The 23867-nt window shown below is 36.9% G+C and carries 18 protein-coding genes; 9 read left to right on the forward strand and 9 right to left on the reverse strand.

The features are described from left to right. Positions 1 to 57: 57 nt before the first annotated feature. The 4 genes from ygiD (at position 58) to E0Y80_RS05985 (ending at position 3725) form a co-directional block, all read left to right on the forward strand. Complete coding sequence (gene ygiD, locus E0Y80_RS05970) at positions 58 to 942, forward strand: 4,5-DOPA-extradiol-dioxygenase (protein ID WP_156306683.1); 885 nt, start codon at positions 58 to 60, stop codon at positions 940 to 942. Positions 943 to 1202: 260 nt separating this feature from the next. Further along, complete coding sequence (locus E0Y80_RS05975; protein ID WP_156306685.1) at positions 1203 to 1640, forward strand: nuclear transport factor 2 family protein; 438 nt, start codon at positions 1203 to 1205, stop codon at positions 1638 to 1640. Between the two features lie 150 nt (positions 1641 to 1790). Then, entirely contained in the window at positions 1791 to 2750 is a 960-nt protein-coding gene (locus E0Y80_RS05980; protein ID WP_156306688.1) for a glycoside hydrolase family 43 protein, read from the forward strand. Positions 2751 to 2840: 90 nt separating this feature from the next. Continuing rightward, positions 2841 to 3725 (forward strand): DUF72 domain-containing protein, encoded by an 885-nt coding sequence (locus E0Y80_RS05985; protein ID WP_156306690.1) that lies wholly within the window; start codon positions 2841 to 2843, stop codon positions 3723 to 3725. A gap of 5 nt (positions 3726 to 3730) precedes the next feature. Here E0Y80_RS05985 and E0Y80_RS05990 read toward each other — a convergent pair whose 3' ends face one another. The 6 genes from E0Y80_RS05990 to E0Y80_RS06015 all read right to left on the reverse strand — a co-directional run bounded on the left by E0Y80_RS05990 (position 3731) and on the right by E0Y80_RS06015 (position 12364). After that, the gene (locus E0Y80_RS05990; protein ID WP_156306692.1) at positions 3731 to 5392 is read right to left on the reverse strand and encodes a PNGase F N-terminal domain-containing protein; all 1662 of its coding nucleotides are present in this window, start codon (positions 5390 to 5392) and stop codon (positions 3731 to 3733) included. A gap of 4 nt (positions 5393 to 5396) precedes the next feature. Beyond that, positions 5397 to 6440 carry a ferredoxin--NADP reductase gene (locus E0Y80_RS05995; protein ID WP_156306694.1) on the reverse strand — a complete coding sequence of 348 codons (1044 nt, stop codon included), beginning with the start codon at positions 6438 to 6440 and terminating at the stop codon, positions 5397 to 5399. A 127-nt stretch (positions 6441 to 6567) separates the two neighbouring features. Next, on the reverse strand, positions 6568 to 9678 hold the full coding sequence (infB, locus tag E0Y80_RS06000; protein ID WP_156306695.1) for a translation initiation factor IF-2: 3111 nt from the start codon (positions 9676 to 9678) through the stop codon (positions 6568 to 6570). Positions 9679 to 9780: 102 nt separating this feature from the next. Next, positions 9781 to 11019 carry a transcription termination factor NusA gene (nusA, locus tag E0Y80_RS06005; protein ID WP_156306697.1) on the reverse strand — a complete coding sequence of 413 codons (1239 nt, stop codon included), beginning with the start codon at positions 11017 to 11019 and terminating at the stop codon, positions 9781 to 9783. A gap of 2 nt (positions 11020 to 11021) precedes the next feature. Beyond that, positions 11022 to 11486: a ribosome assembly cofactor RimP gene (gene rimP / locus E0Y80_RS06010; protein WP_156306699.1), complete on the reverse strand. Its 465-nt coding sequence runs from the start codon at positions 11484 to 11486 to the stop codon at positions 11022 to 11024. Between the two features lie 104 nt (positions 11487 to 11590). Continuing rightward, positions 11591 to 12364: an XRE family transcriptional regulator gene (locus E0Y80_RS06015; protein ID WP_156306701.1), complete on the reverse strand. Its 774-nt coding sequence runs from the start codon at positions 12362 to 12364 to the stop codon at positions 11591 to 11593. A 111-nt stretch (positions 12365 to 12475) separates the two neighbouring features. On the opposite strand from E0Y80_RS06015, the gene E0Y80_RS06020 reads away from it, so the two are divergent. Then, the gene (locus E0Y80_RS06020) at positions 12476 to 12799 is read left to right on the forward strand and encodes a GIY-YIG nuclease family protein (RefSeq protein ID WP_156306704.1); all 324 of its coding nucleotides are present in this window, start codon (positions 12476 to 12478) and stop codon (positions 12797 to 12799) included. A gap of 62 nt (positions 12800 to 12861) precedes the next feature. Here the strand turns inward: E0Y80_RS06020 and E0Y80_RS06025 are convergent, their stop codons facing one another. Next, complete coding sequence (locus E0Y80_RS06025) at positions 12862 to 15984, reverse strand: DPP IV N-terminal domain-containing protein (RefSeq protein WP_156306706.1); 3123 nt, start codon at positions 15982 to 15984, stop codon at positions 12862 to 12864. Positions 15985 to 16033: 49 nt separating this feature from the next. Continuing rightward, a complete protein-coding gene (locus E0Y80_RS06030) occupies positions 16034 to 18361 on the reverse strand; it encodes a transglycosylase domain-containing protein (protein WP_156306708.1) in 2328 nt (775 codons plus the stop codon). A 225-nt stretch (positions 18362 to 18586) separates the two neighbouring features. On the opposite strand from E0Y80_RS06030, the gene rpoN reads away from it, so the two are divergent. Next, positions 18587 to 20050 carry an RNA polymerase factor sigma-54 gene (gene rpoN, locus E0Y80_RS06035; protein WP_156306710.1) on the forward strand — a complete coding sequence of 488 codons (1464 nt, stop codon included), beginning with the start codon at positions 18587 to 18589 and terminating at the stop codon, positions 20048 to 20050. A gap of 213 nt (positions 20051 to 20263) precedes the next feature. Beyond that, positions 20264 to 20524: a 5-oxoprolinase gene (locus E0Y80_RS06040; RefSeq protein ID WP_156306712.1), complete on the forward strand. Its 261-nt coding sequence runs from the start codon at positions 20264 to 20266 to the stop codon at positions 20522 to 20524. A 321-nt stretch (positions 20525 to 20845) separates the two neighbouring features. Here E0Y80_RS06040 and E0Y80_RS06045 read toward each other — a convergent pair whose 3' ends face one another. Continuing rightward, positions 20846 to 21943 (reverse strand): DUF2891 domain-containing protein, encoded by a 1098-nt coding sequence (locus E0Y80_RS06045; protein WP_156306714.1) that lies wholly within the window; start codon positions 21941 to 21943, stop codon positions 20846 to 20848. Between the two features lie 66 nt (positions 21944 to 22009). Here E0Y80_RS06045 and E0Y80_RS06050 point away from each other — a divergent pair, with 66 nt between their 5' ends. Next, entirely contained in the window at positions 22010 to 22699 is a 690-nt protein-coding gene (locus E0Y80_RS06050; RefSeq protein ID WP_156306717.1) for a DUF937 domain-containing protein, read from the forward strand. 97 nt (positions 22700 to 22796) lie between these two features. Beyond that, on the forward strand, positions 22797 to 23834 hold the full coding sequence (locus E0Y80_RS06055; protein WP_156306719.1) for a threonine aldolase family protein: 1038 nt from the start codon (positions 22797 to 22799) through the stop codon (positions 23832 to 23834). The last annotated feature ends 33 nt before the right edge of the window (positions 23835 to 23867 follow it).

Raw genomic sequence — 23867 nt, forward strand, 5'->3', positions numbered from 1 at the left:
ATTCTCTTTCTGTCGATATTTGTATTATAAATTGGAAAGGAATTTATAATGGATGATATGACAAGAAAACAATTTTTAGCAGCGGCCGCAACATTACCTCTAGCTGGTGCAGCAGTAAAATTGAACGCAATTAATAAATTTATTGACGGACTTAATAGTACGAACAATATGCCCGTCCTATTCCTTGGTCACGGTAGTCCTATGAATGCTATTGAAGACAATGAATTTGTGCAAGGATTTAAAAACGTAAGTAAAGAAATAGAAAAACCAACAGCAATATTGGTTATTTCGGCCCATTGGGAAACTAAAGGAACTTTTGTTACCGCGATGGAAAACCCAACTACAATACATGATTTTGGCGGTTTCCCTCAAGAACTATTCGATGTGCAATACCCTGCTCCTGGCTCTCCTGAACTTGCAACCGCCGTCAAACAATTGGTCTCAAGTAAAGATGTACATCTTGATGATAAATGGGGACTCGACCATGGCGCTTGGTCAGTAGTTAAACACCTCTATCCTAATGCCGATGTACCAATTATTCAAATGAGTATCGATTATAGTATGGCTCCAGCTGATCATTATGCCTTAGCGAAAGAATTAAGTGCCCTAAGAAAAAAAGGTGTGCTGATTATTGGATCTGGAAATAATGTCCATAATCTAAGAATGGTATCCTGGAAACACTTAAATACTGTGGGATTTGCCTTTGACTGGGCAAATGAAGCTAACGAAAAAATGAAAGAATACATCCTTGACAGAAATCACAAACCTTTGATAGATTTTCAAAATCAAGGAACCGCATTTCAAATGGCTATTCCAACTCCCGAACATTACCTGCCCATGATTTATGCATTGGCATTACAAGATAAAAATGAAGATCTCCAAATCTTTAATGATGCCGCAGTGGCTGGCGCTCTTACAATGACTTCCTTTAAAATCGGATAAAAAATATCACACTACCCTTGAATTGCAATTAAGCTGCTTATTTATTGAGCAGCTTTTTTATTTATCATAGTCCCTGCCCTAAAAGCATATTAATTCTTCAATTTCACCGAAAAATCTTTTCCATTATTTATTTTACCGAATTTATCATTGGATTCGCCGACTTTTCAATTACCCCCGCCTATTCCCTCTATTCATGATACCCTTTTCAATCTACCTTTGAATCAAACAATTACATAATCAATCACTAAAAAATATAAATCATGAAAACGCTAATCTCTCTAATCGCAACAACAGTATTCACTTTGGTAAGTTCATTCGTATTTGCCGGAAATTTCCCTGAACCTGTAAAATTTGTAAAGGTAGAATCAATTATTGATCAATACATCGATGCAACAAACAATGGTGAAACAGCTTTAGTTGACCATCTTTTCACAGAAGATTTTAAATACTCAACGCCAAACAATGGTAAAAATGAAATTATCTATCGGTCTAGTCTCGTAAAATATCTTAAAAATAATAAAGGTGTAAAATTAAATGCCGATACAGACTATTCTTTCGTCGAAAAAAATGATGATTGTAGTATAGTGAAAGTAACTACTCGATTCAAAAACTTTGACAGATACGACTACGTAACGCTTTGCAACAGCAAAGATGGCTGGAAAATCAGCAATGTAACCGTTACTTATCCAGGAAAATAATACAATTCATAAGGTTTAGTTAATATAGTTTTTACTTAAGGGTATAACAGTTGTTATACCTTTTTTGCTATTCAATCAGCTAAAACCTTTTATATTTATTGCTTTTAAACTTCTAATTTGCTATTTTGAAACTTCTTAAACCATATTCAAATGAAAAACTTTTTAGGTGCTGTGACATCGTTATGCTTAATGATTTCAACTAACTTAAACGCTCAGCAAAATCCAGTATTCAAAGGTTGGTACGCTGACCCTGAAGCAATAATCTACAATAATGAATATTGGATCTTCCCAACTTATTCTGCTCCTTATGAACAACAAACACATTTTGACGCATTCTCATCTAAAGATTTAGTAAACTGGAAAAAACACCCTAAAATAATTGACAATAATGAAGTAAAATGGGCCGAAAAAGCTATGTGGGCTCCTAGTGTTATTGAAAATGATGGCAAATACTATTTCTTTTTCGCGGCTAATGATGTTCACGAAGGTGAAATTGGTGGAATTGGCGTTGCTGTTGCCGATAATCCTGAAGGTCCTTACAAAGATTTATTAGGAAAACCATTGATTAATGATATCGTAAATGGTGCACAACCTATTGATCAATATGTTTTTAGAGATAAAGATGGTCAACATTATATGTTCTACGGCGGTTGGGGCCACTGTAATGTTGTAAAACTAAGTAACGACTTTAAAAGCCTTGTCCCTTTTGATGATGGAACTATCTATAAAGAAGTTACCCCTGAAAATTATGTGGAAGGTCCAACAATGTTTATCAAAGATGGAAAATACTATTTTATGTGGTCTGAAGGTGGTTGGACTGGACCTGATTATAAAGTAGCTTATGCTATTGCTGATAACCCGCTAGGGCCATTTAAAAGAATTGGAACTATCTTAGAAAAAGACCCTAATGTCGCAAAAGGTGCTGGACACCATTCCGTTATTAAAATACCTAATCAGGATAAATATTATATCGTTTACCATAGAAGACCCTTGGACAAAGAACAATCTTTTGAAAGAGAAACCTGTATTGATGAAATGATCTTTGATAAAAATGGAATCATAAAACCAGTCAAAATGACTTTCAAAGGCGTTAAACATGTTTTAAAATAAATAACAGTATAATTTTAGAAAAGCCATTCCTGAATTTCAGAAATGGCTTTTACTGTAAATAATGCAATTGAATTCTTCGAAATAAATATTATGAAATTCGGAAAAGTATTAGATCCTACTGCAATTGATTTTTCCTTGCCGCAAACTCCTCAAGAAACCAGGAATCTTTTGAATAAACATAAAGGTCAACAGGATTTTGAAATCTTTGTTGGTTATCCTAAATGGTCTAAAGCTGACCTAAAGGGATTTTATCCGCGTGGCACGAAAGATGAACTTTTTTATTATTCCAACAAATTTAATTCAATTGAATTCAATGGTACATTTTACAGGTCTCCTAGCAAAGAGCAAGTTTTGACCTGGAAAAACCGTACAGCGGATAACTTTAAATTTTGTCCAAAATTCACCAATAGCATTAGCCACTATTCAAGATTGAACAATACAGATGAAAAAGTGGCCGCATTTGTGGACTCTACGATTTTATTTGAGGAAAAATTGGGATTGGGATTTGTCCAAATGCCAGAAAACTTTAGACCTAAAGCTTTCGATAGATTGCAAGGATTTCTTAAAAGATTCCCAAAAGGATATCCATTAGCAATGGAAGTAAGAAATGAAGAATGGTTTAATGACCCTCATGTTCTAAAGGAATACTTACAATTACTTTCGGAAACAAATACTACCAATATTATTGTAGATACTCCTGCTCGAAGAGATATGTTGAATTTTAGATTGACAACCCCAATTGCTTTCATTCGTTTTGTATCATCGACACATGAAATTGACAAATTAAGACTCAAACAATGGGTGAATAAATTAAAAGAATGGAAACAAGATGGATTACATCAAGCTTATTTCTTTATTCATCAAAAAATAGATCAAGAAACTGAGTTTCTTTCAGATGACTTCATTCAAGAATTAAACAAAAATTTAGACTGTAATTTACCGCTTGCAAATAAATCAGTAGGAATTAAGTCTTGAATTCTCTATTGATAGACTAATGCTCCACTTACATTCCAAAAACTGGTGCTCTCACCTTCCTTTGGACCCTGTGGTATTCTTACTCGTATTATATGCTCTCCTGCCGATAAATCACCTAATTCTATAAATACTGGATTGGTAATCGTCCCTGGACACCAATTCGAACGACTTAGATCGGAGGAAGAAAGTCCATTATCAAAATTCCCACTTACTGGATTATATAACCGATAACTTCCGCAATCTAATCGCCATGGTGTAAACTGTGCTTTCAATTCACCATCGATAAAAATACTATTGGCTTTTGGAACAAATTCATCCCCATTACCCCATCCTCCATGTCCTGTTGTGATATAGCGCAATTTAACCCCTTTCCTATTTTCGGGAAGAGTAAACTTAAACTCCAACCCTCTCTCATCAGAAAACATCGTCGGATAGGTTTGTCCCGCCATTTCCATCACATTGGTCGTGTTGAATAATGGCATAATCATCATCCCTTCTGCATAATTTGAACTCCCGGGATGTATGCTTAGTTCTAAGCTAACTTTATGCCCACCTTTATCATAATTACCAATATAGGTACCAATATAAACCTCCCTACCCGATAAAACTGATAAAAACTCAGAAACATCCTGTCTGTATATTACACTGTCCTGCCATGTTTTTCCCTTTAATGTCAAACGATCATTAAAATGAGAAACCCCAAATGGAGTAAAAAACCTCATTAGCTCTAAAATTGGAGAAAAACCTTCCGTACGAACCATCCCAGGGTATTTAACCCCACTTGAATCAACATACATCGGCAAAGTCTCCATCCCATTTTTCATTCCATCTAAAAAGCTGATCTCCTGATCTTCGGAAATAATAAAAACTGATCCAGTACGATCATATGCATCCCCATTTGATTTCTCAATTAACTCAATGAACGCCTGACTCCCTTTCTCAACTTCTGGAATCCTCACTTTTTTTAATAGTACTGTACCTTCTGCAAATCTCAATATCGAATCTGATTTTATCCCTGGTTGATAGCAAATCTGTTCATCTTCAAATATTGGAACCTGAATAAACTTGCTTTTCCATAAAAGATCTCGATAACTAAGCTCGTCCAATAAATTAGTCTTGTTAATCGAAGGCAATTCCTTTGGCCATCCTTTCACCTTTTCTATAGACGATGCAACTAGACCAGAATTCCCATTTCTCCTATATTCTAATACTAATCCCAATGTTTGACCCAAATCATTTGGAGCAGCATTTAAATTGAAATCTTTGGTATATAATAACTCTATTTTGTTAGAATTTACCGAGGTAACAGCTCTTTTGGTCTTGTGCTTTAAAATCTCCTTTCCTTCTCCATCTTCTTGATATTCATATCGATTTAGGGTATTACTATCAACTGCTTGAATTATTCTGGAATCTGATAAATAGGAAATACGGTAAACTAATTTATGAACATAATCAAAGCTTGAAACTTCTAATGGATATCTAGGACTCCCCGAGATCATGCTTTCTTTAGTAATAAAGGAGCGGCCTTCACTAGCATAAACTACAACAGGATCTTGTTTAATCATCGCCCCATCCCTAAAATAATGGTACGTAATCTTGTATGTGTCCTGTCCGTTCCCTACAATAGAAACAAAAATTAATATTAAAATCAGTAAATATCTTTTCATGCGCTTAAAATACCTCTACAGTGGTTCCATTTTCTAAGGGATGTGACGTACAAATCAGGCACCTACCATTTTCAACTTCCCGGTCCGTTAATACTTCATTATAATCCATCCTAACCGATCCATTAGTTACTTGAGATATGCAAGTACTGCACATACCCGATTTACAAGAATATGGAAGTTTCAATTTGTTTTCTAATCCAACATCTAATATGGTTTTATTATATGGAATGGTCAAAGGATATTCATCTCCTTGAAACTTAAGTACGATATCATAACTTGTTTCATCTACCGCTTCCTCCTCCTTCTCATCCTCATCTTCTTCCTCTTCTGGAAAATGAAAGGTTTCCCTTTTTATCGACTCTTCAGGAAAACCCATTCCTAGTAAAGTAAATCTTACTAAGTCCATATAAAACAATGGACCACATGTATAAAATACTGCATCCTTTGAACCATTCAGCTCAGAATTAACTAAGCTAATAATATAATCCCTATTTAACCTTGCCTTCAATAAATTCTTAGCATTCGACCATATAAATTCAATATGCAATCGATCTGGAAATTCCTCTTGCCATTTAATAAGGTCTTCATAAAATATAGTCTGTTCTTTGGAACTATTACTATAAACTAAAACAACTTTACTGTTTTTTTCTCCAACTAATGCTGACTTTAAAATGCTGTATAGTGGTGTTACGCCAACCCCTGCACCAAACAGGAAAATGGTATTCTTATGCTCATCATTCGGCTCATAAGTGAAAAGTCCCTGTGGGTCCATCACTTGAATTTCTTCTCCAACCGCTGTCCTATGATGTAATAATCTAGAAATTTCACCATTGTCAACCCGCTTAACTGTTATCTCATATGGTTCATTGACATCTGGTGAACTTGAAAATGAATAGGAACGTCTAACCTCGCGATCCCCAAATTCAAAGGATAAGGTTAAAAATTGTCCAGCTTTATAAACCGGAAAACTATTGCTTTTATCCTCAAATCGAATTGAAATATTATGATTAGGCTGTTTAATTATTTCTGAAATCCTAAATGTATACATAGCGCTAAAGATACCATCTTGAAAGAGATTTGTCAAATAGAAAGAGTCGATGACTTATCTCATTTTTTGATAAAAAAAAGAGGTTTAGCCAATGACTAAACCTCATATTATTTCCGAGTAAACCAAATTAAAGTTTACGTTTTACTTCTACTTGTTCGAACGCTTCAACAATATCTTTTTCTTGAATATCGTTAAATCTTTCTATACTCAATCCACACTCATATCCTTGAGAAACTTCCTTAACGTCATCTTTAAATCGTTTCAATGATGCTAATTTACCTGTATGAATAACTACACCATCTCTAATAATGCGAATTTCATTATTGCGGTTGATCTTACCATCCAATACCATACATCCGGCAATAGATCCAACTTTCGAAATCTTAAATACTTCACGGATCTCAACCTCAGCAACAATTTTCTCCTCAAGTTTTGGTGCCAACATCCCTTCCATCGCCGATTTAATCTCTTCAATTGCATCGTAAATGATTGAATATAATCTAATGTCAATCTGTTCGTTCTCAGCTAATTTACGAGCATTTTGTGTAGGACGTACTTGGAAACCAATGATGATTGCATCTGAAGCCGATGCCAATAAAACATCAGACTCTGAAATCGCACCAACAGATTTATGGATAATATTAACTTGAATCTCATCAGTTGATAATTTCAATAAGGAATCGGATAACGCTTCAATTGAACCATCAACATCCCCTTTAACAATGATATTAAGTTCTTTAAAGTTTCCAATCGCAAGACGTCTACCAATTTCATCCAAGGTAATGTGCTTGGTAGCACGCATTCCTTGTTCACGTTGTAATTGTAAACGCTTATTTGCAACTTGACGAGCTTCTGACTCACTCTCCATTACATAAAGTTTATCTCCTGCAGTTGGTGCACCAGACATACCTAAGATCTGAACTGGCATCGATGGACCTGCCTCTTTTACGCGCTCACCCCTTTCATTCGTCAAGGCCTTTACCTTTCCTGAATAAGATCCCGCAAGAATTGGATCCCCAATCTTCAATGTACCTCCTTGAACTAACACTGTAGTTACGATACCTCTACCCTTATCTAATGCAGCTTCAATTACTGATCCTACAGCTCGCTTCTTAGGGTCCGCATGTAATTCTAATAATTCCGCTTCTAATAATACTTTCTCTAATAACAGATCAACATTCTCACCAGTTTTTGCCGATATCTCTTGAGCTTGATATTTACCACCCCAGTCTTCAACTAAAATGTTCATAATCGATAATTGCTCACGAATTTTATCAGCATTCGCTCCTGGCTTATCTACTTTCGTAAATGCAAATACGATTGGAACTCCTGCTGCCATTGCATGGTTTATCGCCTCTTTTGTCTGAGGCATAACCGCATCATCCGCTGCAATTACGATAATAACGATATCCGTAACTTGAGCTCCTCGCGCACGCATCGCCGTAAATGCCTCGTGACCTGGAGTATCTAAAAACGTAATTTTCTTACCACCATCTAGTTGTACCGCATACGCACCAATGTGCTGGGTAATACCCCCTGCTTCTCCTTTAGTTACATTAGCCTTACGGATATAGTCCAGTAAGGATGTCTTACCATGGTCTACGTGTCCCATTACCGTAACAATTGGAGCTCTCGGAACCAAACGTGTTTCATTATCAGCCTCCTCTAACTCAGTAGTCTCCTCATCCTCAGGCTTAATGAATTCTATTTGAAAACCAAACTCATCCGCAACAATCGCTAACGTCTCTGCATCTAAACGCTGATTGATCGAAACAAACATCCCTAAACTCATACAGGTAGCAATAACCTGTGTAACTGGAACATCCATTAAATTTGCCAATTCATTTGCCGTAACGAATTCCGTAACACGCAAAATCCTTGATTGTGCCTCTTGTTCCATTGCCGCCTCTTCTGCCGACAAGGCTACATCATCTCGCTTCTGACGACGTAATTTAGCTCGTTGCGCAAACTTCCCAGATTTACCCGCACCACTTAAACGTGCTAAAGTTGCCTTGATTTGATCTTGGATCTCCTTCTCTGTTGGCTCCTCTTTTGGTGTATCTGGTTTTCTGTTCCTATCATTACGACCTCTATTATTCCCGTGACGATCATTGTTAGGATGATTCCCACGGTTTGGCCTATTTCCCCCCTGATGTGGAGGACGATTCCCCCCATCTTGCCTATTTCCTTGCTGGCCTTGACCTTGACCCTGGCCTTGGCCCTGTCCATGACCTCCTTGATGCTGACCTTGGCCTCCTTGATGATGTCCTTGCCCTTGACCTGGACCTCCATGTGGAGAATTTGGCTTATTCGTACGCTTACGCTTACGCTTATTATCTTGGTTCCCACCAGCATTGTTCGATGATGAAGCAACTGGTTTGTGTGGCTTGGAAACTGGTAATTGAATCTTACCAATTACTTTTGGTCCACTTAAGGTTTCTGAACGAGCACGTATAACTTCGTCAGCTGGTTCTGCTTTCACAGCAGGCTTTTCTACTTCTATATTTTTTTTCACCTCTACAGGTTGTTTTTCAATCTTTTCTGATTTCTCAACTTTCTCAGTCTTCTCCTCTGCTGTAGCCTGAGCACTTACTGCTGGCTTAATTTCAGGTTCAGCTGGTTTTGTAGGTTCAGTTGCTGCTGGTTTTACAGCCTCTTCTACAACTGCCTTCTTCTCCTCAAATTTCGGAGTTTCTTCTTTCTTTGGCTCCTCTACTGGTTTCGCAACTGGAACTTCCTCCTTCTTAACCTCAACCTTGGCCGCTGGCTCTTCTTTCTTCTCTACTTTCTCCTCAACTTTTGCCGCTGGTTTCCCCCTCTTTAAACTCTCTAAGTCTATCTTTCCAACTACTTTTAATGGTGACGATCCCCCTTCTTCCTTCTTCGGCTCTTCAACTACTGCTGTCGAATCCGTAGAAGCATTCTTAATTAAAATCTCTTTAACCTCAGTAGGATTTTCTTTTTCTTCAGTAGATTCAGGGCTTGAGCTTCCTGTGCCTGTGGCTGGACCTTCTTCACGGCGAATCTTGCCGATAACTATTTGTTTAGCCTCGTCTTTAACAATCTTATCACCCTGAAATTCTTTCAAAAGAACCCCATACATCTCTGGACTCAACTTTGAACTTGGCTTAGAGTCTACATCAAACCCTTTCTTAACCAAATATTCTACAGCTGTGCCTATTCCAATGTTGAGCTCCTTCGCAGCTTTAAGCAAGTTTATACTTTTACCTTCTGTCATCTACTATCTTCTAAATATAATTTCGTACTACAAAAATATGTTTTTTTACAAGGATTTAACAATTTATTATAAATTGTTAAACCCTCAAACCCGAATGTTTTACTATTCGAATTCCGCTTGTAAAATACGTACGATTTCACGAATGGTATCTTCCTCTAAATCTGTACGCCTTACAAGCTCCTCTTCGGATAATGCCAATACAGACCTTGCTGTATCTAAACCAACGCGCTTAAACTCGTCGATTATCCATCCGTCGATTTCGTCTGCAAATTCTTCAATGTCTACATCCTCCTCTTCTTCCCCGCTCTCACGGTAAACATCAATCTCATAACCAGTTAATTTACCAGCTAATTTTATATTATGACCGCCCCGACCTATCGCTAACGATACCTGGTCCGGCTTTAAATAAACCGCAGCTGTCTTGTTCTCCTCATCAATCTTAATCGAGGTAATACGTGCTGGACTTAATGCTCGTGTAATATATAATGAATGATTCGTCGTAAAGTTAATTACGTCAATATTCTCATTACGCAATTCACGAACAATACCATGAATACGTGAACCCTTCATACCTACACAAGCTCCAACAGGATCAATACGATCATCGTACGATTCTACAGCAACCTTCGCACGCTCCCCCGGTTCACGAACAATTTTCTTAATCGTTATCAATCCGTCAAATATCTCCGGAACCTCCAACTCAAATAACCTTTGCAAAAATTCTGGAGCCGTACGTGATATAATAATCTTCGGATTATTATTCATCATATCAACCTTGTCTACAACAGCACGAATGCTATCACCCTTCTTGAAATAATCTGCAGGTATCTGCTCATTCTTCGGAAGTATCAATTCATTCCCATCCTCATCCAATACCAATATCTCTTTCTTCCAAATCTGATAAACCTCTCCTATTACTAATTCTCCCTCACGATCCTTATACTTCTTGAAAACTTCGTCCTTCTCTAGCTCGAGAATCTTAGAAACCAAAGTCTGACGGGCAGCTAAAATTGCTCTCCGCCCAAAACTCTCTAAAGTTATCTGCTCAATGTAATCGTCTCCAACTTCTAAGTCCGCATCATACTTATGAGCCTCTTCCAATTCAATTTCTAAATCATCATCCTCAGAAAAACCATCTTCCATAACAACACGTGTACGCCAAATCTCTAAATCCCCATTATCCGGGTTTACAATTACGTCTACGTTCTCATCAGTTCCAAATCGCTTACGGATCATACTGCGGAAAACCTCCTCTAAAACCGTAATAACTGTGGGACGATCGATATTCTTAAAGTCCTTGAACTCCTGAAACGAGTCTATCAAGTTTATATTAGTACTCATTCTTATTTAAATGAAATTAACACCTTTGTTTCCTTTATTTGATCTAATGGAATTTCCGTCTGTACCAAAACAGCCTTCTTTCCTTTTTCTTTTACTTTCTCTTCAATGCTAACGGTTGAACCTGTAATCGACAATAACTGACCCTCCTTTTTTGTCCCATCTAACATCTTAACCTGTACATCCCGACCAATGTTCTTCTCAAATTGTCTTGGAAGAACTAACGCAGAATCAATACCTGGTGATGAAACTTCTAAACGATATGCCGTATCAATCACATTCTCTTCCTCTAAATGGTATCCTACATGACGACTAACCTGCACACAATCTTCTATCGCGATACCCTGGTCCCCATCCAATAGTATTTCTAAAACCCCATTCTTCAAAAACCGAACACTTACTATAAATAAATCCGGCCTATCCGCAATTTTTTCTTCAACTAATTCGATAACTCGATTTTCAACCCGCATAATTTAATAAATGAATTAAAAAAGGGGGCATACCATGCCCCCTTCCTTTCAGATAGTACAAAGGTACAAAAATATTTTTTTATTTACAAACCATTTATGGATACCTAATTTTTATCAACTACTGAATTTATGGTCTTCTGCATTTGGGCCATCATCGTAGACAAGGCTTCTAAGGTAGGCTCAGCATTTGGCTCCGGAAGCTCTGTGCTCACAAATGCTTTCGCTTTCCAAACCTCAAGGATCTCTGAGGCAGGAACCCAATATGGCTCATAGGTTTTATTATCAGAAACTAACTTCAACCCCTTGTCCTCCTTAAATTTCTGGCCAATTCGCTTATAGACAACTCCGTCATTTGAGGAAACAACTATATAGGTTTGCCCAGGCTTTATATCATGCCAATTTTCAACATATTCTGATATAATCAAAGATCCTGAAGCCAATGGCAACATGGAATCACCCTTAATCTCAAAGGCCCTAAAAGTACCCTGATTAAACATTGGTAAAGAAAATTTTGGAAGCTCACTTACATATTCTGGATCCGCATACCCATTTAAATAGCCTGCACTCGCTTTTACTGGAACTAATTCTATATTCTCACGATCATTGGAATCAACAGTTACGCTTAATACTCGCAGATTCGAAGCATTACTCTTCGGAGTTGGCTTCCACTTGTCATCTATCTCATCATTTGCCAACTCATCCATACTTAAATCATAGAACTCAGCTATTTTTTTTAGTAACTCATACTTCGGCTCTGCACGATCCTCCTCATACGCCCCAACTGAAGCTCGCTTAATTTCCATTAAATCAGCAAATTGCTGCTGTGTAAGTCCTTTCTTCTTACGAAGATACTTGAGATTTGATGAGATATTAGACATTTTATTTTTTTAAATATTTTTTGATTTACTAAATTTATTAGTATAATTGTACCAATAAAATTAGCAAAACATTCGCAAATTACCAAATAATTTAGCTAAAACAAGAATAAAATGAACATTTACTATACTTACATCGCAACTGATTCTAATAGAAGATTCCTACAAACTGGAATAAGCCAAGACTTAAATTCAATCTTTAATGATTATCAAAATTCAAACGAACCTGCATTGTTTTCTTTCGCTATGTTGAACAGAATTGTTTTGCTGGAATCTTTCCCTACTCTTGCTGATGCCCAAAATAGAATGAATGAATTATCTCAGATGGGTAGAATCGTTAAAGAACGCTTGATCCGTAAAGCAAACCCAAACTGGCTAAGTTTATGCCCTGTTTCCCCGAAAATTAAATCATTAAAAAAAGCCGTTGTTTATGCATAAGCTATAAACAACGGCCTTAACAACCTTCTCCTTCAACCAAATCACCCGCACTCTAGTTTAGACTACCAGCCAGGCGCAAAGTTTAATCCAAAGGTCCCAAACTTCTCTCTTGTAGGGTTATTTAATTGAATAGCATAATACGGCTCTAAAATCATCGCCCCAAATAAATTAACGCGCAACGATACTCCTGCACTAAATACCGGCATCGTCACATTCGGATCATAACCTGAATAAATCTCACCATTTATTTCTTCTGTTAATTTATCTGCATCTGTCTTTTTCCAACGTATTGTACTCCCATTTCTCCATGCAAGTCCTCCATCTATAAAGAAATTTAAATCTGAAAATAATAATCCTGAAGGTATGACCGCCAACTTCTCTGGACCAGTAAACGGAAGCCTTAATTCTAAGTTACCAACGACCATTTTTGAACCCGACAAATCATTAAAACCAATCATACTATTTGGACCAAAGGAATTCGCTTCATATCCTCGAACCATATATGGATAGCCAATGTAAATATTATACAATTTGTCAGCATCATCTCCCATACGCATATACGAGTAAACCCTCGCAGCTATAGTAACTGGCTTGATCCTTTGATATTTCCTTAAATCTATATTCAATGCAGTAAATTTGTATGTCCCAAAATACTGCTCCGCACCTAACCTATATCTGAAACCCTGTAATGGGGCAGCTATTCCAAAAACAGCATTGTCCCCCACAAAACCGGCATTGACTTGCATCAGATTAAATGGATCTAAATTCGCAACACCCAACGCCTTTGCCGCTTCATCATTCGGAACACGATCCCTAGTCCCATAATAATTATAATAGCTTTGGGTAAACCGATCTACTCGGTAAGAATTATATGATGCCGCAGCTCCTGTTTCAAATCGATGATGCCTATTAAATGGATACGCAACAAAACCATCCACCTGAGTCTGAAAGGATCGAACCAAATACTGATCCAAAACCGGCTCTATTCCTTGACCTAAATCTCTTTGATCGTAGTTGTAAAAACCAAAACGATATGGAATATGGGATATCGAGCCCCCCCAATTCCAACGACTCCGTTGGTTGATATAAGCTACTTGTCCACCAAAATCATAAATCTCTCCGTTGATGTTTAATGCCGCAAAAATCTGATTATAACCCAAGATATCCGAAAACATCCCCTGTACTCCCGATGCAATCCCAGCGCCATACCTCGACCCTACAGACATACCAACACCACTATTCGCTAAATAATCTAATTTGAATTTCGGCTTATATGGAATCTCCTGTATCTGTCCATTCGATATCCGATTGTAGGCATTAAAATTGAATAGATTCGTATTCACTACATCAACACCTCGACTTTGAATAGGTGGCAACATCGCCGCCTGCATATTAACTTCACCAGCATTTACCGGAACCGATTCAAATTCCGAACTTTTTGCCTTATAAATCGTGAAGGAATTGTTCTTGAAATACGAATAAATGATATCATCATTCGCAGAAACACTCATCGCTGGTGAATATTCTGTAATACCGCTAATCCCTGTAAAGAAATCTGTCATCCTCTCAACCTGAGCAGTCTCTATTACAATCTTATACATATTTCTAAATCCATCACTGTTTGAAAGGAAGTATATCTCCTTTCCTGAAGATGAAAAATGAGGATTTAAATTATTTGCACCAGGAAATACTGGTATTTCACGAATCTGCTTTGTATTTACATCAACAACTGCTAAGCTCATCGGAATATCTACACTCCTACTGGATGATTCTAAGGACATTCGATCCGTACTGAACACTATAAATTTCCCGTCTCTAGAAAAACTCGGCTGAAAATCAGAATATTTATCATCAGTTAGTTGATTAAGGCTCTTTGATTCTAAATCATAAGTATAGATATCACTTCGACCATTCTTTAATCCCGAAAATGCAACCAAACTGCCATTTGGTGCCCACGTGATATTAGTAAATTCCGCAATATCTCCCATCGCCTCTACTGAAAGAGTCTTCCCGGATTCAATATCAACAATCATCAGCTTATTCTTCCCTTCACTGAATACTGAAAATGCAAACTTCTTACTATCCGGCGAAAATGTACCTGCTGACTCTATAAAACTGAATTCATCTATGTCTTTGTTGGTTAATCGACTGCCCAGCTTGCGAACAACTGTTCCTGTTTCAGCATCTGCCAAAAATAAATCTATACTAAATAAATCCATTTCCGATAAAAAAACAACATACTTCCCGTCCGGTGAAATTGCAGGTGAAACGTTCATCCGTCCCGCATTCTTTGTCGAAAGCAATAACTTCCCAATTGGATTCGAAGTTGTATCTTTTCCTAAATTCTTATAGGAATTCTCCATACTGTTTTTCCACAAGGTACCCATGGTTTGCGCATCATATCCAAAAACCCTGCGAATCGCATTTTCATAACCATATTTCGCAGTTTCAATAAATAATGGCATAATAACCGTATCACCATACGTAGAACCAACATATGACCAAAAGGCCTGACCATAGCGGTATGGAAAATACTTACTAGACTGTTCCGTCATTTGACGTAAACTCGGTAAATCATTCCTAGCATATGAGTCCCGCATCCACATCGACGTAAATGCATCCTTCTTCCCTATCGAAAAATATTCCGCCATACCTTCAACCATCCATAATGGCAAGTTGGCAATACTCTCTAATCGAGTCGAATCTGACCCTTCAATCAATACCCGGTATTGAAAGGCATGAACAAGCTCGTGCCCTAAAACATGACGCGTTTGTTGATTGATTTGCATAATAGGCATCACAACTCGCTGCTTGAATGCCTCCGTTACTCCTCCAGTTCCTACACTAATCTCTCCGGAAATTGCCGTGGTCTGCTGGAATTCCGGATGGTTATTATACAATATAATCGGATTCTTCCGCGAAAACGTATCCTGAAATACCTGCTGATGTAACTCATACCAAACCTCTGATTCCTTCGCAATCCAATTCATCATCGAATCATTTTGAAGATAATAGTATATATTGAAATGAGGTGTGTCATAAACCTTAAAATCCAATTTCTTATACCTCATCTTATTCTGCCCAAAATACTGAGCTTCAACCTGAGAAGGTATTAAAGATATCAACACCGTGAAAACAAGGCTTATACTTAATAATCTTGTAAAGAATATATGCTTTAATCTCATAATTTAGGATTAGTCAATAAAAATAATAATTTCAATGCACTTATATTGATTAATTCGTTTCTTCTTGTTCTTGGTTAGACTCATTCTGATTAACGTCCGGCAAGACAATCGCTGGTAAATCTGAATTTGATTCCAAAACTCCTGTACTATCACTTTCCCTTCGGGAACGAATCCTTGGACCAGGACAATTATATTTCTTTTTAATCTCAACCCTTGATTCTGGAAACTTACCAAAAGTCACCCCAAGCTCCGGATGTTTGTACAGCTCCTCCATAAATAGTGCATAGATTGGTAAAGCTGTTTTTGATCCTTCTCCTGTCGCAGAACTTTTGAAGTGAATACTTTGTTCATCACAACCAACCCAAACTCCTGCTACAAGATCCTTTGTAACCCCCATGTACCATCCATCTACATAGTCAGACGATGTCCCAGTTTTCCCTCCAATCTCATTCTCATCTTTAAATAAATCCCACTCCCACAACGCTTGAGATGTACCTCCCGATTCCTCTATCGTTCCACGCAACATATAACCCATTAACCATGCATTTTCTGCCGTAATGGCCTGTTTGGTCTCAGTCTTGAACTCCGCAAGAATATTCCCATCCTTATCCTCTATCCTTGAAACCAGTACAGGTTCCGTACGCTTCCCTTCGTTCATAAATGTACTGTAGCCTCGAACCATCTCATATACAGAAACATCATTCGAACCTAACCCAACCGATGGTACAGACTCTAATTTACTGTCAATACCACATAAATGTGCCATCTCAACAACTTTATCCCATCCTACCTGCTCCGTAATTTGTGCAGTAACCGTATTTAATGAACGAGCCATCGCATGTCTTAGCGACATCTCACTATGTGAAAATGTCCAATCCGCATTCTTTGGCTCCCAAATCTCATGCTCACCTTTGTTATTGATAAACTCTATCTTAACAGGTTTATCCGTATACTTATCGCATGGTGCCATCCCAGATTCTAATGCTGCCGCATAGGCAAACGGCTTAAACGTCGATCCAGCTTGACGCTTAGCTTGATTCACATGATCAAACTTATAATAATCATGATTTATCCCTCCTATCCATACCTTAATCTCTCCATTATAGGGATCCATAGCCATCATCCCCGTATTCAACATCGTTAGATAATGCCTTAAGGAATCCATACTGGAATATTCTACTTTCTCCATTCCATCCCAGGTAAATACATCCATGGTCTTTTTCTTCGATAATTCCTCAATGACTCTTGACTCATCATTATATTTCTTCATTAACGAAGTATAAATAGGCAATTTCTTCGCATGATCCTCCAAAAAATTTGGAATAATATTCCCCTCCTTATCTCGCCATGGCAGTTCGTCTCCCCATACATTATCTAATCGCGATTGCAATTCATTCATCTGTTTCGCAACAACTTCTTCTGCAATCTTCTGCATCCTCGAATCAATAGTTGTATAGATCTTTAAACCGCTCGTAAAAATATCAACCTCATTCTTCGTTGCCCAATCTTCCAACCATTTTTCTACGGCAGTCCGCAAATACGAATCGTTTGAATTCCTAACCTCCTGATTGTTTAAATTTAATCCCAATGAATCTTTGCTCAGTTTCGAAACCTCTTCGCTCTTTAAATATCCCTCCTTCGCCATTTGGTTTAGAACAACATTCCTCCGTTGAAGTGCATTCTTAGGATTTCTTATTGGATTGTAATAGGTCGTACCTTTTAACATACCCACTAATACCGCCGCTTCATTGACCGAAACCTCACTCGGTAATTTATCGAAATATCGAACAGAGGCCGATTTAATACCATAGGCATTATTACTAAAGGATACCGTATTTAGATACATCGTTAAGATTTCCTCCTTGCTGTATTTACTCTCCAGCTTAAAAGCAGTCATCCATTCTTTATATTTTGTTACGATTAATCCAACCCCCGGAATCTTTCCCAACAATCCTTGAGAATCTTGGTATCTTGTCCGGTATAAATTCTTTGCAAGCTGCTGGGTAATGGTACTCGCGCCTCGATCACTCCCGCTTAATGTTGAAAACAATCCCCCAAACAAACCCAAAAAATCTACACCATGATGACGCATAAAACGAACATCCTCCGTCGCTATTAAGGCGTTTATAATGTTTTTTGAAATACTATCATAAGGAACTGGATCTCTATCTTGCTTGTAATATCGTCCAATTAAAACAGAATCTGCTGTAAATAACTCTGATGAAACATTTAGTTCAGGTAACAAAATTTCCTTCTTCGTTGGCGAGGAACCAAACAATCCCAGAAAGTTAATTTGAACCGCACATGTAAATAAAACTATAAAGTAAATAACAATCAGTGCGATGCGCAAAAATTTGTTCCGAACACGTTTAAACATACGGTAAATATGAACAAAACTTTGGAAAAAATCGTATCAATTAACCCAAAAATCAACCTTCAAATAAAAATTAACGAAATTTAACAAATGTGTTTTTTGGTTTTTAATCAGCCTGGTTAATCTCAAATTCACAAGCAAAAACTGTACCCAATTCCCTTTTCTTTAGCTTATTTATTATCTTATTAAATATTAATCGCTATTTTTACCTGAATTATTATTGGGGACATGTTAAAACAAACTTTACAACAAAAATTATTACAGAAACTATCACCACAGCAAATTCAATTCATTAAACTTCTTCAGGTACCAACCGTCTCCTTAGACGCCAGAATCAAAGAAGAACTTGAAGAAAATCCTGCATTGGAAGATGGAAGCTTGGCTAACATGAATGATCCTGTTGAAGAATATCCAGATAAAGATCCTGATGATGACTTTAACATGGAAGATAATAACTACGAAGATGAATTTAGTGTAGATGAATATATCCAAGAGGATGATTATAGAGACTACGGTGGTGGATATGACCACGATGATGACGAAGGTAAAAAGGAAATTCCAATTGCCGTCCAAGATTCTTTCTATGAAAACCTCCAAAATCAACTCGACCTTTTAGCCCTTTCTGATAAAGACTATGTCGTTGGACAACAAATAATTGGCTCATTGGACGATGACGGATACCTAAGACGACCCCTGCTATCTCTCATTGATGACTTGGCATTTTCTCAAAACGTTATTGTAGAAGAAGAGGATGTCGAAGAAATGCTTAAAATCGTTCAGTCTTTCGACCCTGCTGGTATCGGTGCCCGAAACCTTCAGGAATGTTTGGCTATACAGCTCCGAAAAAAAGACCAAAACAATCCCATTATTCAACAGGCTATGTTGGTCGTAGAAAATTATTTGGATGAATTTACCAAAAAACACTATGATAAAATAGAAAAACAACTAGGGGTAAATTCAGAGGAATTGAGAGAAATCGTAAATGAAATCTTAAAATTAAACCCTAAACCTGGAGACTCTGGCGCTGTTGCAGGTAAACAATTGCAAATAATCCCGGACTTCCATATTTCTAATAATGATGGAACACTACATTTAACCCTTAATGGTAGGAATGCTCCGGAACTTAGAGTTTCTCGATCTTATCAAGAAATGTTCGAACATTATGAAAAGGCCGAAAAAAACGATAAAAAAATGCGCGAAGCAGTCCAATTTGTTAAACAAAAACTGGATTCTGCTAAATGGTTCATTGATGCAATCAAACAAAGACAGCAAACCCTCCTCAAAACAATGAATGCAATCATGGAGTATCAATATGATTACTTCCTAACTGGAGACGACAGAATGCTTAAACCAATGATATTAAAAGATATCGCTGATAAAATTGAAATGGATATCTCAACCGTATCTCGTGTCGCTAACTCCAAATATGTACAAACAGAATTTGGAACTTTTCTCTTGAAATCTTTCTTCTCAGAAGCTATTCAAACTGAATCTGGTGAAGAGGTTTCTAATAAAGAAGTCAAGAAAATCCTTGAAGAATGTATTGCTAATGAGGACAAAAGAAAACCTTTAGCTGATGAAAAACTTACCGAAATTTTAAAAGATAAAGGTTATTCTATTGCCCGTCGAACCGTAGCAAAATATCGGGAAGCTATGAATATCCCTGTTGCTAGGTTGAGAAAAGAACTTTAATTCTTTTCTCAACTATTTTTTCTAAACCTTTGCATTTTTAAATTTAATCTACTAAGTTTGTAGAGTATTCAGAATTGCAAGTGCAATACCAACCGAGTGAAAATCACCGCGGTGGTAAATCGATACGGGCATCATGCCAAAATAAATGATTATCGTAAAGTCTTGATGACTATCTGAATGCAATTATGGTTAAACCCTTTAAACATTAATTGTATGTCTAACACAAAACCTCTTCAACAGCATCTTGTTGAACAATTCCAAAACTATTCTACAAATGAATTAGTAATCCTTAACAATGATTTAGTTAATTCAAATTGGGGAGCTAATAAAACAGCTTTTAGAACCGCACTTTTAAGTACCTTGTCAAGTCGTGGTATTGATCTTTCCGCAATTATTAGCACCGAAGATGGATTTACCCAAATTCACCGTGTCCCTGTTAAACTAACAGATAACAAATTAATCCCAATCTGCTGAATCTAGATGCACAATACCAAAACTCCATAGGAGTGCTATATCTATAACTCCGTAGGAGTGCTATATCCATAACTCCGTAGGAGGGCTATATCCATAACTCCGTAGGAGTGTCATATCCATAACTCCGTAGGAGTGTCATATCTATAGCCAGCCCCTTTTGGGGCTGGAATAAAATATAAAATTCAAATCAACACCGTAGGTGTGAAATGTTTTTTTAACCCAAAAATATCACCCCTACTAAACAAAACTCTTCCCCCCTTCCCTTAACTCCCATCTGAAACTATCACGGCTCTTATGTCATTTCTTATGTCTAACACACACCTACTGTCTCCCAACCGCATATAATGCAAAAGTGCCCAACCAATGACTTCCCATATAATCATCCTTTGCACTTAAATTCCCAATGGAATAATTAAAATGATCAACTCCCACCTTCTTAAGATGTGCCAATTTTGGGTCTACCTTCGATAATCCAAATAAACAAGCAGCCCTACTATAATTCAAACCATCTAAATGCACCAATTTACCATCACTCCGATCTTTAACGATCGCTGGCGATAATGCAAAAGAGCTTTTATATAAATCTGGCATAAAATTCTTCAACCAACTTAAATACTCAGATTTCCCTAGTACCTTACTCATTAAATAGGCCTCTTCCAGACAAGGTGAAAGAAAATCGTACCCACTTGGCTCATAAGATAGATCACAATGCTTATCATGCTGAAAAAGTCGCACAGAATTCTCAATAATTGCATTTTTAAACAACTCATCTCCAACCGTATTGGCATAATCCAATGATAGTGTAAGACTAAATGCAGAATTATCATGTTGTCCTGCACGAATTGGATAGACTAATTTTGGAAGATATTCAATATATCGTTGGACTAACAGATCAACCAATGGTTGCAAAGTAGCTTTCCAACGCTTCCCATCATTGTCATCCCAAGTTGATAATTCTTCCTGCAATTTGAATAACCAGGCCCATCCATAAGTACGTTCAAATCCCAAATTATTCTTATCATTGAAAAATGAAATCTCTATTGCAACATTTGCAGGTGTAATATGTTGGTTCAATGATAACCTTACTTTCCCATCATGATCTAATTCTGGAAACTGCTTTAATAATTTAATAATAGACCAATATCCATGAACTGAAGAATGCCAATCAAAACAACCATAAAATACTGGTCTTAAACTTTTCGGACTTTTTAAATCTGTGTCCGATCCTAAAACCTGACCTAATTTATTTGGATATTCAATTTCAATGCAATGAGTCGGCATTTTAAAAATAATCTCAGATAATTTAGAATCTAATGTAATCCCTGCTACTTGTTGATTTTCTTCTTGATCCGATCCGTTTTTACATCCAGAAAAAAACAAAATTATAAGTACAAATAGGTTTATAAAACTTTTATTCATAAAGGTATTTTTGGCAATATATTTGATTCATAAAAATAACATTTATAAACTAAAACATTCTACAAAATGAACATTACAGACTTAATATCAGGAAGCCTCGGCTCACAAGCTACTGAAGGAATATCTGAAAAATTAGGAATCGATAAAAATCAGACGCAATGGGTCGTGTCTGCTGCAATTCCTTTAATGATTTCTGCATTAAATTATAATGCCCAAAAAAGTCCTGAAAAAGCCCAAGGAATTCAACAAGCAATCGACTCCAAAAGTTCTGCTGGAATTTTGGAAAATCTTACTGGACTTTTTAATCAAGGTCCTACAGAAGATGAAGATAAGATGGTAAACCATATATTCGGAAAAAACACCGAAAATGTCAAGGAATCATTATCAGAAAAGTCTGGAATAAGTATGGGCAAAATCGGTGGAATCCTTGCTCTATTAGCCCCTTTAATCATGGCTTATATCGGAAAGCAAAAACAAAGTCAAAACCAAGATGATAACAGTTCAGGTGGAGGTATAGGTGACCTATTGGGGAATATTCTTGGTGGGGGGAACTCTTCTTCATCTTCTGGTGGAATTGGTGACTTAATTGGTTCTGTTCTTGCTGGTGGAAATAACCAACAAAATCAACCTACTAATAGCCAACCCAACATTTCCGGAGGTTTAGGAGATTTAGTCGGTCAGTTCTTCGATCAAAAAAATGATAAAGGTACTAAAGGTAGTATCCTTGATAGCCTTGCAGGTATGTTTGGAAAATAAGAATTCAATTCTATATTAGTAAAAAGAGGATAGTTTTTTTTAACTATCCTCTTTTCTATTTCATCCCATTCATTTCCGAAAACAGTTATATTTACGCATGGAATCTAAAATCAGTTTTAAAAATGACTACAGCGAGGGTGCACATCCCAAAGTTTTAGAACTTCTTCAACAAACAAATTTATCGCAAGAGCCTGGCTATGGAGCAGATAGTATATCTCAAAAAGCTAAAGAATATATTATCCGGGCAACTAAAAATCCAGATGCCCAGGTATTTTTTGTATCTGGTGGAACCCAAGCTAATTTATTGGTCATTAGCCACCTCCTAAAACCTTATGAATCTGTAATTGCAGCTGATAGTGGGCATATTGAAGTACATGAAACTGGTGCCATTGAAAATACCGGTCATAAAATAAACTTAATACCAAATATTAATGGAAAAATCAAAGGCGCAGAAATTCAAAAAATCGTTAATAACCATACAGACAACCATATGGTCAAACCTGCAATGGTTTATATTTCCCAATCTACTGAATTTGGAACCGTTTACTCTAAAAATGAACTTCAAGATATAGCAAATTGCTGTAAGAAAAATAACCTTCTTCTATTTATTGATGGCGCTAGACTTGCAACGGCCTTAACTTCACAATCCAATGATCTTACTCTTCAAGAAATCGCTAAACTTGCTGATGTATTTTATATTGGGGGCACAAAAAATGGAGCATTATTGGGAGAAGCAATTGTATTCCAAAATAAAAGGTTGGCAGAGGGTTTCGATTTTACCCTGAAACAAAAAGGAGCTTTAATGGCTAAAGGAAGATTGTTGGGAGCACAATTCCTAGCACTATTTCAAGATGATTTGTTCTTTGAATTGGGATTTCATGCAAATAAATTAGCCTCTAAAATTGCAAACATCTTTAAACAGAATGGTTATGATTTTGCTACTGAACCTGTAAGTAACCAGATTTTCCCTATTTTGCCCATTTCGATTGCAGAAAAATTAATGGAAAAATATGACTTCTACATTTGGGAAAAACTGGAAGATAACATGGTAACTCTTAGAATAGTGACCTCTTGGGCAACTCAAGAGTCATCCGTAGATCAATTTATAAAAGATATTTCTAAGAATTTAGGTTAAATTCCCTTTAATCTATATATTAGGAATTATACC

It is taken from the genome of Sphingobacterium endophyticum, assembly GCF_009733535.1.
Taxonomy (GTDB): Bacteria; Bacteroidota; Bacteroidia; order Sphingobacteriales; family Sphingobacteriaceae; genus Sphingobacterium; species Sphingobacterium endophyticum.

Coding starts and splice junctions, on each gene's coding strand:
- E0Y80_RS05975 (WP_156306685.1), top strand. CDS start 1,203: ATGAAAACGCTAATCTCTCTAATCGCAACAACAGTATTCACTTTGGTA.
- E0Y80_RS05980 (WP_156306688.1), top strand. CDS start 1,791: ATGAAAAACTTTTTAGGTGCTGTGACATCGTTATGCTTAATGATTTCA.
- ygiD (WP_156306683.1), top strand. CDS start 58: ATGACAAGAAAACAATTTTTAGCAGCGGCCGCAACATTACCTCTAGCT.
- E0Y80_RS05985 (WP_156306690.1), top strand. CDS start 2,841: ATGAAATTCGGAAAAGTATTAGATCCTACTGCAATTGATTTTTCCTTG.
- nusA (WP_156306697.1), bottom strand. CDS start 11,019: ATGAGTACTAATATAAACTTGATAGACTCGTTTCAGGAGTTCAAGGAC.
- E0Y80_RS06030 (WP_156306708.1), bottom strand. CDS start 18,361: ATGTTTAAACGTGTTCGGAACAAATTTTTGCGCATCGCACTGATTGTT.
- E0Y80_RS06040 (WP_156306712.1), top strand. CDS start 20,264: ATGTCTAACACAAAACCTCTTCAACAGCATCTTGTTGAACAATTCCAA.
- E0Y80_RS06055 (WP_156306719.1), top strand. CDS start 22,797: ATGGAATCTAAAATCAGTTTTAAAAATGACTACAGCGAGGGTGCACAT.
- E0Y80_RS06015 (WP_156306701.1), bottom strand. CDS start 12,364: ATGTCTAATATCTCATCAAATCTCAAGTATCTTCGTAAGAAGAAAGGA.
- E0Y80_RS05990 (WP_156306692.1), bottom strand. CDS start 5,392: ATGAAAAGATATTTACTGATTTTAATATTAATTTTTGTTTCTATTGTA.
- E0Y80_RS06050 (WP_156306717.1), top strand. CDS start 22,010: ATGAACATTACAGACTTAATATCAGGAAGCCTCGGCTCACAAGCTACT.
- rimP (WP_156306699.1), bottom strand. CDS start 11,486: ATGCGGGTTGAAAATCGAGTTATCGAATTAGTTGAAGAAAAAATTGCG.
- E0Y80_RS06025 (WP_156306706.1), bottom strand. CDS start 15,984: ATGAGATTAAAGCATATATTCTTTACAAGATTATTAAGTATAAGCCTT.
- rpoN (WP_156306710.1), top strand. CDS start 18,587: ATGTTAAAACAAACTTTACAACAAAAATTATTACAGAAACTATCACCA.
- E0Y80_RS05995 (WP_156306694.1), bottom strand. CDS start 6,440: ATGTATACATTTAGGATTTCAGAAATAATTAAACAGCCTAATCATAAT.
- E0Y80_RS06020 (WP_156306704.1), top strand. CDS start 12,476: ATGAACATTTACTATACTTACATCGCAACTGATTCTAATAGAAGATTC.
- infB (WP_156306695.1), bottom strand. CDS start 9,678: ATGACAGAAGGTAAAAGTATAAACTTGCTTAAAGCTGCGAAGGAGCTC.
- E0Y80_RS06045 (WP_156306714.1), bottom strand. CDS start 21,943: ATGAATAAAAGTTTTATAAACCTATTTGTACTTATAATTTTGTTTTTT.